The sequence below is a fragment of the Enterobacter cloacae complex sp. 309I3 genome (assembly GCF_050031595.1).
In the GTDB taxonomy this organism is placed as follows: domain Bacteria; phylum Pseudomonadota; class Gammaproteobacteria; order Enterobacterales; family Enterobacteriaceae; genus Enterobacter; species Enterobacter cloacae.
Map to the genome: position 1 here is coordinate 103374 of NZ_JBLGWI010000002.1, position 13235 is coordinate 116608.

The 13235-nt window shown below is 54.3% G+C and carries 10 protein-coding genes and 4 pseudogenes; 6 read left to right on the forward strand and 8 right to left on the reverse strand.

Annotated elements, in window-relative coordinates:
• Positions 1-78: 78 nt before the first annotated feature.
• Positions 79-483, forward strand: a pseudogene (locus ACQG22_RS24285) (IS91 family transposase); the annotation flags it as partial.
• 106 nt (positions 484-589) lie between these two features.
• On the opposite strand, the gene ACQG22_RS24290 reads toward ACQG22_RS24285, so the two are convergent.
• From ACQG22_RS24290 to sul2, 3 genes are read right to left on the reverse strand one after another with little or no spacing between them, the layout of a single operon-like run.
• Positions 590-1426, reverse strand: coding sequence for an aminoglycoside O-phosphotransferase APH(6)-Id (locus ACQG22_RS24290; protein WP_000480968.1), 837 nt, complete (start codon positions 1424-1426; stop codon positions 590-592).
• Positions 1426-2229, reverse strand: a complete 804-nt coding sequence (gene aph(3'')-Ib / locus ACQG22_RS24295; RefSeq protein WP_001082319.1) for an aminoglycoside O-phosphotransferase APH(3'')-Ib — start codon at positions 2227-2229, stop codon at positions 1426-1428. The genes ACQG22_RS24290 and aph(3'')-Ib overlap by 1 nt, the downstream gene beginning before the upstream one ends.
• A 60-nt stretch (positions 2230-2289) precedes the next feature.
• Positions 2290-3105 carry a sulfonamide-resistant dihydropteroate synthase Sul2 gene (sul2, locus tag ACQG22_RS24300; RefSeq protein WP_001043260.1) on the reverse strand — a complete coding sequence of 272 codons (816 nt, stop codon included), beginning with the start codon at positions 3103-3105 and terminating at the stop codon, positions 2290-2292.
• A 329-nt stretch (positions 3106-3434) separates the two neighbouring features.
• Here sul2 and ACQG22_RS24305 point away from each other — a divergent pair.
• Positions 3435-3539: pseudogene (locus ACQG22_RS24305) on the forward strand (Arm DNA-binding domain-containing protein); the annotation flags it as partial.
• Positions 3540-3792: 253 nt separating this feature from the next.
• Here ACQG22_RS24305 and ACQG22_RS24310 read toward each other — a convergent pair.
• From ACQG22_RS24310 to intI1, 4 genes and pseudogenes are all read right to left on the reverse strand, one after another.
• Positions 3793-4797, reverse strand: a complete 1005-nt coding sequence (locus ACQG22_RS24310) for an IS110-like element IS5075 family transposase (protein WP_000427619.1) — start codon at positions 4795-4797, stop codon at positions 3793-3795.
• Between the two features lie 78 nt (positions 4798-4875).
• A pseudogene (locus ACQG22_RS24315) lies at positions 4876-6642 on the reverse strand (Tn3 family transposase); the annotation flags it as partial.
• 51 nt (positions 6643-6693) lie between these two features.
• The gene (locus tag ACQG22_RS24320) at positions 6694-7398 is read right to left on the reverse strand and encodes an IS6-like element IS26 family transposase (protein WP_001067855.1); all 705 of its coding nucleotides are present in this window, start codon (positions 7396-7398) and stop codon (positions 6694-6696) included.
• A 70-nt stretch (positions 7399-7468) separates the two neighbouring features.
• Positions 7469-8482 (reverse strand): class 1 integron integrase IntI1, encoded by a 1014-nt coding sequence (gene intI1 / locus ACQG22_RS24325; RefSeq protein ID WP_426711618.1) that lies wholly within the window; start codon positions 8480-8482, stop codon positions 7469-7471.
• 145 nt (positions 8483-8627) lie between these two features.
• On the opposite strand from intI1, the pseudogene aadA1 reads away from it, so the two are divergent.
• Positions 8628-9466, forward strand: a pseudogene (gene aadA1 / locus ACQG22_RS24330) (ANT(3'')-Ia family aminoglycoside nucleotidyltransferase AadA1).
• A gap of 95 nt (positions 9467-9561) precedes the next feature.
• Here aadA1 and ACQG22_RS24335 read toward each other — a convergent pair.
• Positions 9562-10259 (reverse strand): IS1-like element IS1B family transposase gene (locus ACQG22_RS24335; protein WP_095033700.1). Its coding sequence is split into 2 segments (ribosomal slippage): positions 9562-10010 and positions 10010-10259, totalling 699 coding nucleotides; the frame shifts between segments, so codons are not numbered across the junction.
• Between the two features lie 278 nt (positions 10260-10537).
• On the opposite strand from ACQG22_RS24335, the gene catA reads away from it, so the two are divergent.
• The 3 genes from catA (at position 10538) to ACQG22_RS24350 (ending at position 13174) form a co-directional block, all read left to right on the forward strand.
• Positions 10538-11212, forward strand: a complete 675-nt coding sequence (gene catA / locus ACQG22_RS24340) for a type A chloramphenicol O-acetyltransferase (RefSeq protein ID WP_031942326.1) — start codon at positions 10538-10540, stop codon at positions 11210-11212.
• A 33-nt stretch (positions 11213-11245) separates the two neighbouring features.
• Positions 11246-11943 (forward strand): IS1-like element IS1B family transposase gene (locus ACQG22_RS24345; RefSeq protein ID WP_095033700.1). Its coding sequence is split into 2 segments (ribosomal slippage): positions 11246-11495 and positions 11495-11943, totalling 699 coding nucleotides; the frame shifts between segments, so codons are not numbered across the junction.
• Positions 11936-13174, forward strand: a complete 1239-nt coding sequence (locus ACQG22_RS24350) for a sensor histidine kinase (RefSeq protein WP_077269371.1) — start codon at positions 11936-11938, stop codon at positions 13172-13174. Before ACQG22_RS24345 ends, ACQG22_RS24350 begins: the two co-directional genes overlap by 8 nt.
• The last annotated feature ends 61 nt before the right edge of the window (positions 13175-13235 follow it).

The following is a 13235-nucleotide window of genomic DNA, read 5'->3' on the forward strand; positions in this document are numbered from 1 at the left end:
CTGAGCGTCAGACCCCTAAAAGAACTTTCCGCTAAGCGATAGACTGTATGTAAACACAGTATTGCAAGGACGCGGAACATGCCTCATGTGGCGGCCAGGACGGCCAGCCGGGATCGGGATACTGGTCGTTACCAGAGCCACCGACCCGAGCAAACCCTTCTCTATCAGATCGTTGACGAGTATTACCCGGCATTCGCTGCGCTTATGGCAGAGCAGGGAAAGGAATTGCCGGGCTATGTGCAACGGGAATTTGAAGAATTTCTCCAATGCGGGCGGCTGGAGCATGGCTTTCTACGGGTTCGCTGCGAGTCTTGCCACGCCGAGCACCTGGTCGCTTTCAGCTGTAAGCGTCGCGGTTTCTGCCCGAGCTGTGGGGCGCGGCGGATGGCCGAAAGTGCCGCCTTGCTGGTTGATGAAGTACTGCCTGAACAACCCATGCGTCAGTGGGTGTTGAGCTTCCCGTTTCAGCTGCGTTTCCTGTTTGGGGTCGTTTGCGGGAAGGGGCGGAATCCTACGCTAAGGCTTTGGCCAGCGATATTCTCCGGTGAGATTGATGTGTTCCCAGGGGATAGGAGAAGTCGCTTGATATCTAGTATGACGTCTGTCGCACCTGCTTGATCGCGGCCGCGATAGCTAGATCGCGTTGCTCCTCTTCTCCATCCGCGTTCCAAGCTGCGGAAAGGCACCCATAAGCGTACGCCTGGTCGAGCAGGCGACGCGGATCGACGTCCAGCGCACGAGAGAATGCGTCCGCCATCTGTGCAATGCGTCTAGGATCGAGACAAAGGTCGTCTCTGTCAGCCGGATCGTAGAACATATTGGCGGCGCCAAAGCCCACTTCACCGACCAGACCGACGGGATCTATCACCAGCCAGCCGCGACTGGAGAACATGATGTTTTCATGATGCAGATCGCCATGTAGCCCACGCAGTTCCGAGGCATTGCTCATCATTTGATCGGCTATAATCGCCGCGTGGACGTAGTCAGTTTGACAACCTGCGTTTTGATCATCGCGCGCCCGCTGAAACAAAGCTGCAAAGCGATCCCGGATCGGGAGAAGGGCAGAAGGCAGGGGTTCCTCAGATGCGGCATACAGCTTCGCCATTAGTTCCGCTGCAATTTCGGTCGCCTGGTAGTCGCCGTGCTCGGCAACGATGTGAGAGAGCATTCGCTCCCCGGCATATTCGAGCAACATCAGATTGTTCTCACGACCGAGCAACCGGACTGCTCCCCTCCCATTGCGCCATACCAGATAGTCGGCCCCGCGCAGTTCATCAGCAATGTCTTCTATAGGTTTCAATCCCTTGACGATTGCAGGAGTCCCGTCTGGCAATGAAACTTTCCAAACGAGGCTGGAAAAGGTGTCCGCAATGAGAACAGGTTGCGAAACGTGCCAATGAGCAGGAAAAACAGGCGGCATGAACATCAACCCCAAGTCAGAGGGTCCAATCGCAGATAGAAGGCAAGGCGTTCGCGGTCGGGGGCTTCGATCCCCAATACATTGAATAGGACAGCGAAGGCGCGCTCTGCTTCATCTGGCGCTGCCCAGTTCTCTTCGGCGTTAGCAATCATGAGTGCCAAATCGGCATAGCGATCTGCTGTTCCGAGCCGCCCAAGGTCGATCAGACCCGTGCATTGAAGAGTTTTAGGGTCCACCATGAAGTTCGGCATGCAGGGATCACCATGGCAAACAACCATATCGGTGCGCTCTTGGTCGAGCCGCACCGGTAGCTCTCGTTCGACACGAGCCAAAAGATCGAGCTGCGGCGTACTCTTGTCCTCGTCCGGTAAGAAGTCGGGATTGACGGCATTGCGGGACACCACATCAACGGCGCGTCCGAACATTCGCGACAGCCTGCGCTCAAACGGACATTGATCAACCGATAGGCTGTGAACAGCGCCAAGTTGCTGCCCCATTGACGGCCACGCTTTGAGCAAATCCGCTCCAGACAGATCAGCCGCCGGTACTCCCGGAATTGCCGTTATCACCAAGCATGCACCCTCCTGTTCCTCCTGCCAGTTGATGACCTCGGGGCAAGCCACACCTCGACCTTTGAGCCAAATGAGGCGGTCACGCTCTCCAGCGAGCTCACCGCGGCGGGAAGCAGGTGCGATTTTCGCGAAGGCATGCCCGTCACCACGTCGAAAAACAAAATCACCAGATTCTCCGCCTCTGACAGGCAACCAGTCAGAATGCGATTCACCAAAAAAAATATTAGTTCGATTCAATGGAGGTTCCTTCAGTTTTCTGATGAAGCGCGAATATAGAGAAATATCCCGAATGTGCAGTTAACGAATTCTTGCGGTTTCTTTCAGCGCCGCCAATACCGCCAGCCCGTCGCGCAAGGGGCGCGGCTCGTGTGTGCGGATGAAGTCAGCTCCACCTGCGGCGGCGGCAAGCTCTGCAGCGAGTGTCGCGGCCCCGACATCCCCCGGACCACGGCCTGTGAGCGCGCGCAGAAAGGATTTGCGCGAAACAGACAGAAGCACCGGCAAATCGAAGCGCAGCCGCAATTCATCGAACCGCGCCAGCACCGAGAGCGAGGTTTCGGGAGCAGCCCCCAGAAAAAACCCCATGCCGGGATCAAGGACAAGGCGGTTGCGTTTGATACCGGCACCCGTCAGCGCCGCGATGCGCGCGTCAAAGAACGCCGCAATGTGATCCATGATGTCGCCAGCGGGTGCCTCGCGCCGATCTGCCTGCCCGTCTTGCACCGAATGCATAACGACGAGTTTGGCAGATGATTTCGCCAATTGCGGATAGAACGCAGCGTCTGGAAAACCGCGAATATCATTGAGATAGGCCACACCACGCGACAAGGCATAGGCTTGCGTCGCGGGTTGATAACTGTCGAGCGAGACGGGAATGCCATCTGCCTTGAGCGCGTCCAGCACCGGCGCGATACGCGCGATTTCTGTGTCGGACGAAACAGGCGCGGCGTCGGGATTGCTGGATGCCGGACCGAGGTCGATCACATCTGCCCCCTCGGCCATCAGCTTACGCGCCTGCGCAATGGCTGCGTCTGGCGCCAGATACCGGCCTCCATCGGAGAAACTGTCCGAGGTTATGTTGACGATGCCGAAAATGATGAGCGATTTATTCATGGGGGCTTCTATAATAATAATAATCGAGCATGAGTCTCATACGGATGCTCGGGTCGAAAGGGAATCCCCAGGCGAGTAACCTGTTTGCGGTGCTCCATTAGCTGCAGGAGCAGAATAGCATACATCTGGAAGCAAAGCCAGGAAAGCGGCCTATGGAGCTGTGCGGCAGCGCTCAGTAGGCAATTTTTCAAAATATTGTTAAGCCTTTTCTGAGCATGGTATTTTTCATGGTATTACCAATTAGCAGGAAAATAAGCCATTGAATATAAAAGATAAAAATGTCTTGTTTACAATAGAGTGGGTATCGGAGACGAAGAAGGACAAGGTACATGCTGACCGATACCAAGCTGCGCAATCTCAAGCCCAGGGACAAACTCTACAAAGTGAATGACCGGGAAGGTCTCTATGTGGGGGTCGCCTCAGAAAACGGAATCTATGGTCACTCCCGTTTTTGCAACACCGATTTTGACGACAAGTTGGCTTGCTTGAATCTATCCGGCGTCTGAATGGGATTTTATTCCCGCGCCTCGATGAGTTCCGCGCCTGATGAACCTCCAGAAAATATACGGCTTCAATGAGCCTTTCCGTTTTACAGGTTCCTCAACAGGCCGGTGGGCCGTTAGTATCATCAATATCAGTATTCGCAAAACCAGATGAATGATTGTTTAAACTGGTGTATTTCTGCCTTTATGCTTCGTAAGTTTGCTGTCGCGCCGTCAGTGCCCAGGCTATTCTGGCCAGCTTGTTTGCCAGAGCACAGGTGACGACAAAGTTGCTTTTCCGACACAACAACTCCCTGACCCAGTCGGCCAACTTGCCAGACTGGTGTTCCAGTTTTTGTATGAATACCCTGGCACACTGAACCAACAAAGTTCGGATCTTTTTGTTGCCCCGCTTGCTAATCCCTAACAATGTCGTCCGACCTCCCGTGCTGTACTGTCGGGGTACCAGCCCTGTTGCCGCCGCAAAGTCACGGCTGCTGGCGTACTGCTTCCCGTCGCCAATCTCAGTTGAAATAGTACTGGCAGTCAGCGTTCCAACGCAGGGAATACTCAGCAAGCGCTGTCCAACCTCATCTTCGTCCAACTTTCGTTTCAACTGAGATTCCAGATCTTTAATCTGCTCAACAAGATAGTGATAATGCTGTTGTAATTTCAGCAGTAACTGGCTGAGATAAAGAGGCAAACTACTGTCCTCAAGAAGGGTACTCAGTCGACTAATAACGGCAGCACCTCGCGGAACGCTGATACCAAATTCCAGCAGAAAAGCATGCATCTGATTAGTTGTTTTCACCTTATCCTGAACCAGGGATTCACGGACACGATGCAGAGCTCGCATTGCCTGCTGAGATTCGGTTCTGGGCTGCACGAAACGCATAGATGGACGTGATGCTGCTTCACAGATAGCTTCAGCATCAACGAAGTCATTTTTGTTGCTTTTAACGAATGGGCGGACAAATTGCGGTGATATCAGCTTTGGAAAATGCCCTAACTCTTCCAGCTTGCGTGCCATAAAGTGAGAACCGCCACAGGCTTCCATCGCGATGGTTGTTGCCGGGCATGTCGCCAGAAATTCGATTAGCTTTGGTCGGGTGAATTTTTTACGGTAAACGGCCTTCCCACGATGATCCTGACAATGAATATGGAAAGAGTTCTTACCCAGATCGATACCAATAAGCGCAATGTTTTCCATGATGGTTCTCCGAATGAAAGCCTGTCCTCAGCATAGTACTGGGAAGGAGGGAGTGACCATCTCATTAAATAAAGCACGCTAAGCCGGTTGCAGCGGTCGTAGCGGCCTGAACTTGCCCGCGCCGATCTTGGCGCTGCTGCGCCAGAGGTAATCGCCGGTGAGGTTGATGTGCTCCCAACCGAGCGGCGACAGGTACTGCAACAGCGCGTCATCAACGGCATGGCCGTTGCCACGCAGCGCGTGCGCAGCCCGTTCCAGATAGACCGTGTTCCACAACACGACGGCAGCCGTTACCAGATTGAGGCCGCTAGCCCGGTAGCGCTGCTGCTCGAAACTGCGGTCGCGGATTTCACCCAGGCGGTTGAAAAACACTGCCCTGGCCAGCGCATTGCGCGCCTCGCCCTTGTTCAGGCCGGCATGCACGCGGCGGCGCAGTTCCACGCTTTGCAGCCAGTCCAGGATGAACAGCGTGCGCTCGATGCGGCCCAGCTCGCGGAGCGCCACGGCCAGGCCGTTCTGGCGTGGGTAGCTGCCGAGCTTTCGGAGCATCAGGGAGGCCGTCACCGTGCCCTGCTTGATCGAGGTGGCCAGCCGCAGGATTTCGTCCCAATGGGCGCGGACGTGCTTGATGTTGAGCGTGCCGCCGATCATGGGTTTCAGCGCGTCATAGGCGGCGTCGCCCTTCGGGATGTAGAGCTTGGTGTCGCCCAGGTCGCGGATGCGCGGCGCGAAGCGGAAGCCCAGGAGGTGCATCAGGGCGAAGACGTGATCGGTGAAGCCCGCCGTGTCGGTGTAATGCTCCTCGATCCGCAAGTCGGACTCGTGGTACAGCAGGCCGTCGAGCACGTAGGTCGAATCGCGCACGCCGACGTTCACGACCTTGGTGTGAAATGGCGCGTACTGGTCAGAAATGTGGGTGTAGAACGTCCGCCCTGGGCTGCTCCCGTATTTCGGGTTGATGTGGCCGGTGCTCTCGGCCTTGCTGCCGGTGCGGAAGTTCTGGCCGTCCGACGATGAGGTGGTGCCGTCGCCCCAGTGCTCGGCGAAGGGATGGCGGAACTGTGCGTTGACCAGATCGGCCAGCGCCGCCCCGTAGGTTTCGTCGCGGATGTGCCAGGCTTGCAGCCAAGCCAGCTTGGCGTAGGTCGTGCCGGGGCAAGACTCCGCCATCTTGGTCAGGCCCAGGTTGATCGCGTCGGCGAGGATCGTGGTCAGCAACAGGTTCTTGTCTTTGGCCGGGTCGCCCGATTTCAGATGCGCGAAATGCCGAGTGAAGCCCGTCCATTCGTCCACCTCCAGCAGCAGTTCGGTGATCTTGACGTGCGGCAGGATCATTGCCGTCTGGTCGATCAGCGCTTGGGCGGTGTCGGGTACCGCCGCGTCGAGCGGCGTGATCTTCAAGCCTGACTCGGTGATGATGGCGTCCGGCAGCTCGTTGGCCGTCGCCATACGGTTGACGGTGGCAAGCTGTGTTTCCAGCAGCGTCAGCCGGTCGTTCAGGTACCGGTTGCAGTCGGTGGCCACGGCCAGCGGCAATTCGCTGGCCTGCTTGAGGCTGGCGAATTTCGCGGGCGGCACCAGGTAGTCCTCGAAGTCCTTGAACTGGCGCGACCCCTGCACCCAGATGTCGCCGGAACGCAACGCGTTCTTCATCTCCGACAGCGCGCACAGTTCGTAGTAGCGCCGGTCGATGCCGGTGTCGGTCATGACCAGCTTCTGCCAGCGCGGCTTGATGAACTCGGTCGGCGCGTCGGCGGGCACCTTGCGGGCGTTGTCGCTGTTCATGCCGCGCAGCACCTCGATGGCGTCGAGCACGTCCTTCGCGGCGGGAGCGGCCCGCAGCTGGCACTGTTGCAAAGTTAGCGATGAGGCAGCCTTTTGTCTTATTCAAAGGCCTTACATTTCAAAAACTCTGCTTACCAGGCGCATTTCGCCCAGGGGATCACCATAATAAAATGCTGAGGCCTGGCCTTTGCGTAGTGCACGCATCACCTCAATACCTTTGATGGTGGCGTAAGCCGTCTTCATGGATTTAAATCCCAGCGTGGCGCCGATTATCCGTTTCAGTTTGCCATGATCGCATTCAATCACGTTGTTCCGGTACTTAATCTGTCGGTGTTCAACGTCAGACGGGCACCGGCCTTCGCGTTTGAGCAGAGCAAGCGCGCGACCATAGGCGGGCGCTTTATCCGTGTTGATGAATCGCGGGATCTGCCACTTCTTCACGTTGTTGAGGATTTTACCCAGAAACCGGTATGCAGCTTTGCTGTTACGACGGGAGGAGAGATAAAAATCGACAGTGCGGCCCCGGCTGTCGACGGCCCGGTACAGATACGCCCAGCGGCCATTGACCTTCACGTAGGTTTCATCCATGTGCCACGGGCAAAGATCGGAAGGGTTACGCCAGTACCAGCGCAGCCGTTTTTCCATTTCAGGCGCATAACGCTGAACCCAGCGGTAAATCGTGGAGTGATCGACATTCACTCCGCGTTCAGCCAGCATCTCCTGCAGCTCACGGTAACTGATGCCGTATTTGCAGTACCAGCGTACGGCCCACAGAATGATGTCACGCTGAAAATGCCGGCCTTTGAATGGGTTCATGTGCAGCTCCATCAGCAAAAGGGGATGATAAGTTTATCACCACCGACTATTTGCAACAGTGCCCGCTGCCCTACCTCTCACTAGTGAGGGGCGGCAGCGCATCAAGCGGTGAGCGCACTCCGGCACCGCCAACTTTCAGCACATGCGTGTAAATCATCGTCGTAGAGACGTCGGAATGGCCGAGCAGATCCTGCACGGTTCGAATGTCGTAACCGCTGCGGAGCAAGGCCGTCGCGAACGAGTGGCGGAGGGTGTGCGGTGTGGCGGGCTTCGTGATGCCTGCTTGTTCTACGGCACGTTTGAAGGCGCGCTGAAAGGTCTGGTCATACATGTGATGGCGACGCACGACACCGCTCCGTGGATCGGTCGAATGCGTGTGCTGCGCAAAAACCCAGAACCACGGCCAGGAATGCCCGGCGCGCGGATACTTCCGCTCAAGGGCGTCGGGAAGCGCAACGCCGCTGCGGCCCTCGGCCTGGTCCTTCAGCCACCATGCCCGTGCACGCGACAGCTGCTCGCGCAGGCTGGGTGCCAAGCTCTCGGGTAACATCAAGGCCCGATCCTTGGAGCCCTTGCCCTCCCGCACGATGATCGTGCCGTGATCGAAATCCAGATCCTTGACCCGCAGTTGCAAACCCTCACTGATCCGCATGCCCGTTCCATACAGAAGCTGGGCGAACAAACGATGCTCGCCTTCCAGAAAACCGAGGATGCGAACCACTTCATCCGGGGTCAGCACCACCGGCAAGCGCCGCGACGGCCGAGGTCTTCCGATCTCCTGAAGCCAGGGCAGATCCGTGCACAGCACCTTGCCGTAGAAGAACAGCAAGGCCGCCAATGCCTGACGATGCGTGGAGACCGAAACCTTGCGCTCGTTCGCCAGCCAGGACAGAAATGCCTCGACTTCGCTGCTGCCCAAGGTTGCCGGGTGACGCACACCGTGGAAACGGATGAAGGCACGAACCCAGTGGACATAAGCCTGTTCGGTTGGTAAGCTGTAATGAAAGTAGCGTATGCGCTCACGCAACTGGTCCAGAACCTTGACCGAACGCAGCGGTGGTAACGGCGCAGTGGCGGTTTTCATGGCTTGTTATGACTGTTTTTTTGTACAGTCTATGCCTCGGGCATCCAAGCAGCAAGCGCGTTACGCCGTGGGTCGATGTTTGATGTTATGGAGCAGCAACGATGTTACGCAGCAGGGCAGTCGCCCTAAAACAAAGTTAAACATCATGAGGGAAGCGATGATCGCCGAAGTATCGACTCAACTATCAGAGGTAGTTGGCGTCATCGAGCGCCATCTCGAACCGACGTTGCTGGCCGTACATTTGTACGGCTCCGCAGTGGATGGCGGCCTGAAGCCACACAGTGATATTGATTTGCTGGTTACGGTGACCGTAAGGCTTGATGAAACAACGCGGCGAGCTTTGATCAACGACCTTTTGGAAACTTCGGCTTCCCCTGGAGAGAGCGAGATTCTCCGCGCTGTAGAAGTCACCATTGTTGTGCACGACGACATCATTCCGTGGCGTTATCCAGCTAAGCGCGAACTGCAATTTGGAGAATGGCAGCGCAATGACATTCTTGCAGGTATCTTCGAGCCAGCCACGATCGACATTGATCTGGCTATCTTGCTGACAAAAGCAAGAGAACATAGCGTTGCCTTGGTAGGTCCAGCGGCGGAGGAACTCTTTGATCCGGTTCCTGAACAGGATCTATTTGAGGCGCTAAATGAAACCTTAACGCTATGGAACTCGCCGCCCGACTGGGCTGGCGATGAGCGAAATGTAGTGCTTACGTTGTCCCGCATTTGGTACAGCGCAGTAACCGGCAAAATCGCGCCGAAGGATGTCGCTGCCGACTGGGCAATGGAGCGCCTGCCGGCCCAGTATCAGCCCGTCATACTTGAAGCTAGACAGGCTTATCTTGGACAAGAAGAAGATCGCTTGGCCTCGCGCGCAGATCAGTTGGAAGAATTTGTTCACTACGTGAAAGGCGAGATCACCAAGGTAGTCGGCAAATAATGTCTAACAATTCGTTCAAGCCGACGCCGCTTCGCGGCGCGGCTTAACTCAAGCGTTAGATGCACTAAGCACATAATTGCTCACAGCCAAACTATCAGGTCAAGTCTGCTTTTATTATTTTTAAGCGGGTAATGACTCCAACTTATTGATAGTGTTTTATGTTCAGATAATGCCCGATGACTTTGTCATGCAGCTCCACCGATTTTGAGAACGACAGCGACTTCCGTCCCAGCCGTGCCAGGTGCTGCCTCAGATTCAGGTTATGCCGCTCAATTCGCTGCGTATATCGCTTGCTGATTACGTGCAGCTTTCCCTTCAGGCGGGATTCATACAGCGGCCAGCCATCCGTCATCCATATCACCACGTCAAAGGGTGACAGCAGGCTCATAAGACGCCCCAGCGTCGCCATCGTGCGTTCACCGAATACGTGCGCAACAACCGTCTTCCGGAGCCTGTCATACGCGTAAAACAGCCAGCGCTGGCGCGATTTAGCCCCGACGTATCCCCACTGTTCGTCCATTTCCGCGCAGACGATGACGTCACTGCCCGGCTGTATGCGCGAGGTTACCGACTGCGGCCTGAGTTTTTTAAATGGCGGAAAATCGTGTTGAGGCCAACGCCCATAATGCGGGCGGTTGCCCGGCATCCAACGCCATTCATGGCCATATCAATGATTTTCTGGTGCGTACCGGGTTGAGAAGCGGTGTAAGTGAACTGCAGTTGCCATGTTTTACGGCAGTGAGAGCAGAGATAGCGCTGATGTCCGGCGGTGCTTTTGCCGTTACGCACCACCCCGTCAGTAGCTGAACAGGAGGGACAGCTGATAGAAACAGAAGCCACTGGAGCACCTCAAAAACACCATCATACACTAAATCAGTAAGTTGGCAGCATCACCCGACGCACTTTGCGCCGAATAAATACCTGTGACGGAAGATCACTTCGCAGAATAAATAAATCCTGGTGTCCCTGTTGATACCGGGAAGCCCTGGGCCAACTTTTGGCGAAAATGAGACGTTGATCGGCACGTAAGAGGTTCCAACTTTCACCATAATGAAATAAGATCACTACCGGGCGTATTTTTTGAGTTATCGAGATTTTCAGGAGCTAAGGAAGCTAAAATGGAGAAAAAAATCACTGGATATACCACCGTTGATATATCCCAATGGCATCGTAAAGAACATTTTGAGGCATTTCAGTCAGTTGCTCAATGTACCTATAACCAGACCGTTCAGCTGGATATTACGGCCTTTTTAAAGACCGTAAAGAAAAATAAGCACAAGTTTTATCCGGCCTTTATTCACATTCTTGCCCGCCTGATGAATGCTCATCCGGAATTCCGTATGGCAATGAAAGACGGTGAGCTGGTGATATGGGATAGTGTTCACCCTTGTTACACCGTTTTCCATGAGCAAACTGAAACGTTTTCATCGCTCTGGAGTGAATACCACGACGATTTCCGGCAGTTTCTACACATATATTCGCAAGATGTGGCGTGTTACGGTGAAAACCTGGCCTATTTCCCTAAAGGGTTTATTGAGAATATGTTTTTCGTCTCAGCCAATCCCTGGGTGAGTTTCACCAGTTTTGATTTAAACGTGGCCAATATGGACAACTTCTTCGCCCCCGTTTTCACCATGGGCAAATATTATACGCAAGGCGACAAGGTGCTGATGCCGCTGGCGATTCAGGTTCATCATGCCGTTTGTGATGGCTTCCATGTCGGCAGAATGCTTAATGAATTACAACAGTACTGCGATGAGTGGCAGGGCGGGGTGATGCTGCCAACTTACTGATTTAGTGTATGATGGTGTTTTTGAGGTGCTCCAGTGGCTTCTGTTTCTATCAGCTGTCCCTCCTGTTCAGCTACTGACGGGGTGGTGCGTAACGGCAAAAGCACTGCCGGACATCAGCGCTATCTCTGCTCTCACTGCCGTAAAACATGGCAACTGCAGTTCACTTACACCGCTTCTCAACCCGGTACGCACCAGAAAATCATTGATATGGCCATGAATGGCGTTGGATGCCGGGCAACCGCCCGCATTATGGGCGTTGGCCTCAACACGATTTTCCGCCATTTAAAAAACTCAGGCCGCAGTCGGTAACCTCGCGCATACAGCCGGGCAGTGACGTCATCGTCTGCGCGGAAATGGACGAACAGTGGGGATACGTCGGGGCTAAATCGCGCCAGCGCTGGCTGTTTTACGCGTATGACAGGCTCCGGAAGACGGTTGTTGCGCACGTATTCGGTGAACGCACGATGGCGACGCTGGGGCGTCTTATGAGCCTGCTGTCACCCTTTGACGTGGTGATATGGATGACGGATGGCTGGCCGCTGTATGAATCCCGCCTGAAGGGAAAGCTGCACGTAATCAGCAAGCGATATACGCAGCGAATTGAGCGGCATAACCTGAATCTGAGGCAGCACCTGGCACGGCTGGGACGGAAGTCGCTGTCGTTCTCAAAATCGGTGGAGCTGCATGACAAAGTCATCGGGCATTATCTGAACATAAAACACTATCAATAAGTTGGAGTCATTACCCCGGAACAAAACGGATATTAAGTCATTATCAGAAAAAATAAACGATGCGATGGTAGGGCACAATGGTTTATTCATTTCTATAAAAAACATGGAAAATGAAAAAATTGTTGAACTCTATGCCAAAAATTCTGTTGTTCCAGCGGTCCTGCTTAATAAGTCGGGTGATATTCTCGACTATATGATCCAGACGGAAGAAAATAACACCGTGTACCGCAGTATCTCGCGGCGGGTTGCCGTGACGCCGGAACAGGGTAAAAGCAAACATGTCATCATTACGGTTGCCACGGATACTGGGTATCACACCCTGTTTATGGATAAGCTCAGTACCTGGCTGTTCTGGTTCAATATCGGTCTGGTCTTTATTTCTGTTTTTCTGGGCTGGCTGACCACACGTATTGGTCTGAAACCGCTACGGGAAATGACCAGTCTGGCTTCCTCCATGACCGTACACAGCCTGGATCAGCGTCTTAATCCCGATTTGGCTCCGCCGGAAATTTCTGAGACCATGCAGGAGTTCAATAACATGTTCGATCGCCTGGAGGGGTCATTCCGGAAACTGTCAGATTTCTCGTCTGACATCGCGCATGAGCTGCGCACAGCGGTCAGTAATCTGATGATGCAGACGCAGTTTGCACTGGCTAAGGAAAGGGATGTTTCGCATTACCGCGAAATCTTATTCGCTTACCTGGAAGAACTGAAAAGGTTGTCACGAATGACCAGTGATATGCTTTTTCTGGCACGTTCAGAGCATGGTCTGCTGCAGCTGGATAAACATGATGTGGATCTGGCCGCCGAACTGAATGAATTACGTGAGCTGTTCGAGCCTCTGGCAGACGAAACAGGAAAGACAATCACCGTTGAAGGAGAGGGCGTTGTTGCCGGAGACAGCGATATGCTGCGACGTGCTTTCAGTAACCTGCTTTCCAATGCAATCAAGTATTCTCCCGATAACACCTGTACAGCGATACACCTTGAGCGTGACAGTGACTGTGTGAACGTGATGATTACGAATACGATGTCCGGCCAGGTTCCCGCTAATCTGGAACGTTTGTTTGATCGGTTCTATCGAGCTGATTCATCAAGGGTCCACAACACGGAAGGCGCGGGGCTGGGATTATCAATTACAAGGTCGATCATTCATGCTCATGGCGGCGAGCTGTCAGCAGAACAGCAGGGGCGGGAAATTGTGTTCAGTGTGCGCCTGTTAATGGATTAATCCCGTTCTTCAGGAGAAACCTGGAAGGTGACAAAATTGTCATCATTCAGTCACGCGATAA

Coding starts and splice junctions, on each gene's coding strand:
- ACQG22_RS24290 (WP_000480968.1), bottom strand. CDS start 1,426: ATGTTCATGCCGCCTGTTTTTCCTGCTCATTGGCACGTTTCGCAACCT.
- sul2 (WP_001043260.1), bottom strand. CDS start 3,105: ATGAATAAATCGCTCATCATTTTCGGCATCGTCAACATAACCTCGGAC.
- ACQG22_RS24310 (WP_000427619.1), bottom strand. CDS start 4,797: ATGGAAAACATTGCGCTTATTGGTATCGATCTGGGTAAGAACTCTTTC.
- ACQG22_RS24320 (WP_001067855.1), bottom strand. CDS start 7,398: ATGAACCCATTCAAAGGCCGGCATTTTCAGCGTGACATCATTCTGTGG.
- intI1 (WP_426711618.1), bottom strand. CDS start 8,482: ATGAAAACCGCCACTGCGCCGTTACCACCGCTGCGTTCGGTCAAGGTT.
- catA (WP_031942326.1), top strand. CDS start 10,538: ATGGAGAAAAAAATCACTGGATATACCACCGTTGATATATCCCAATGG.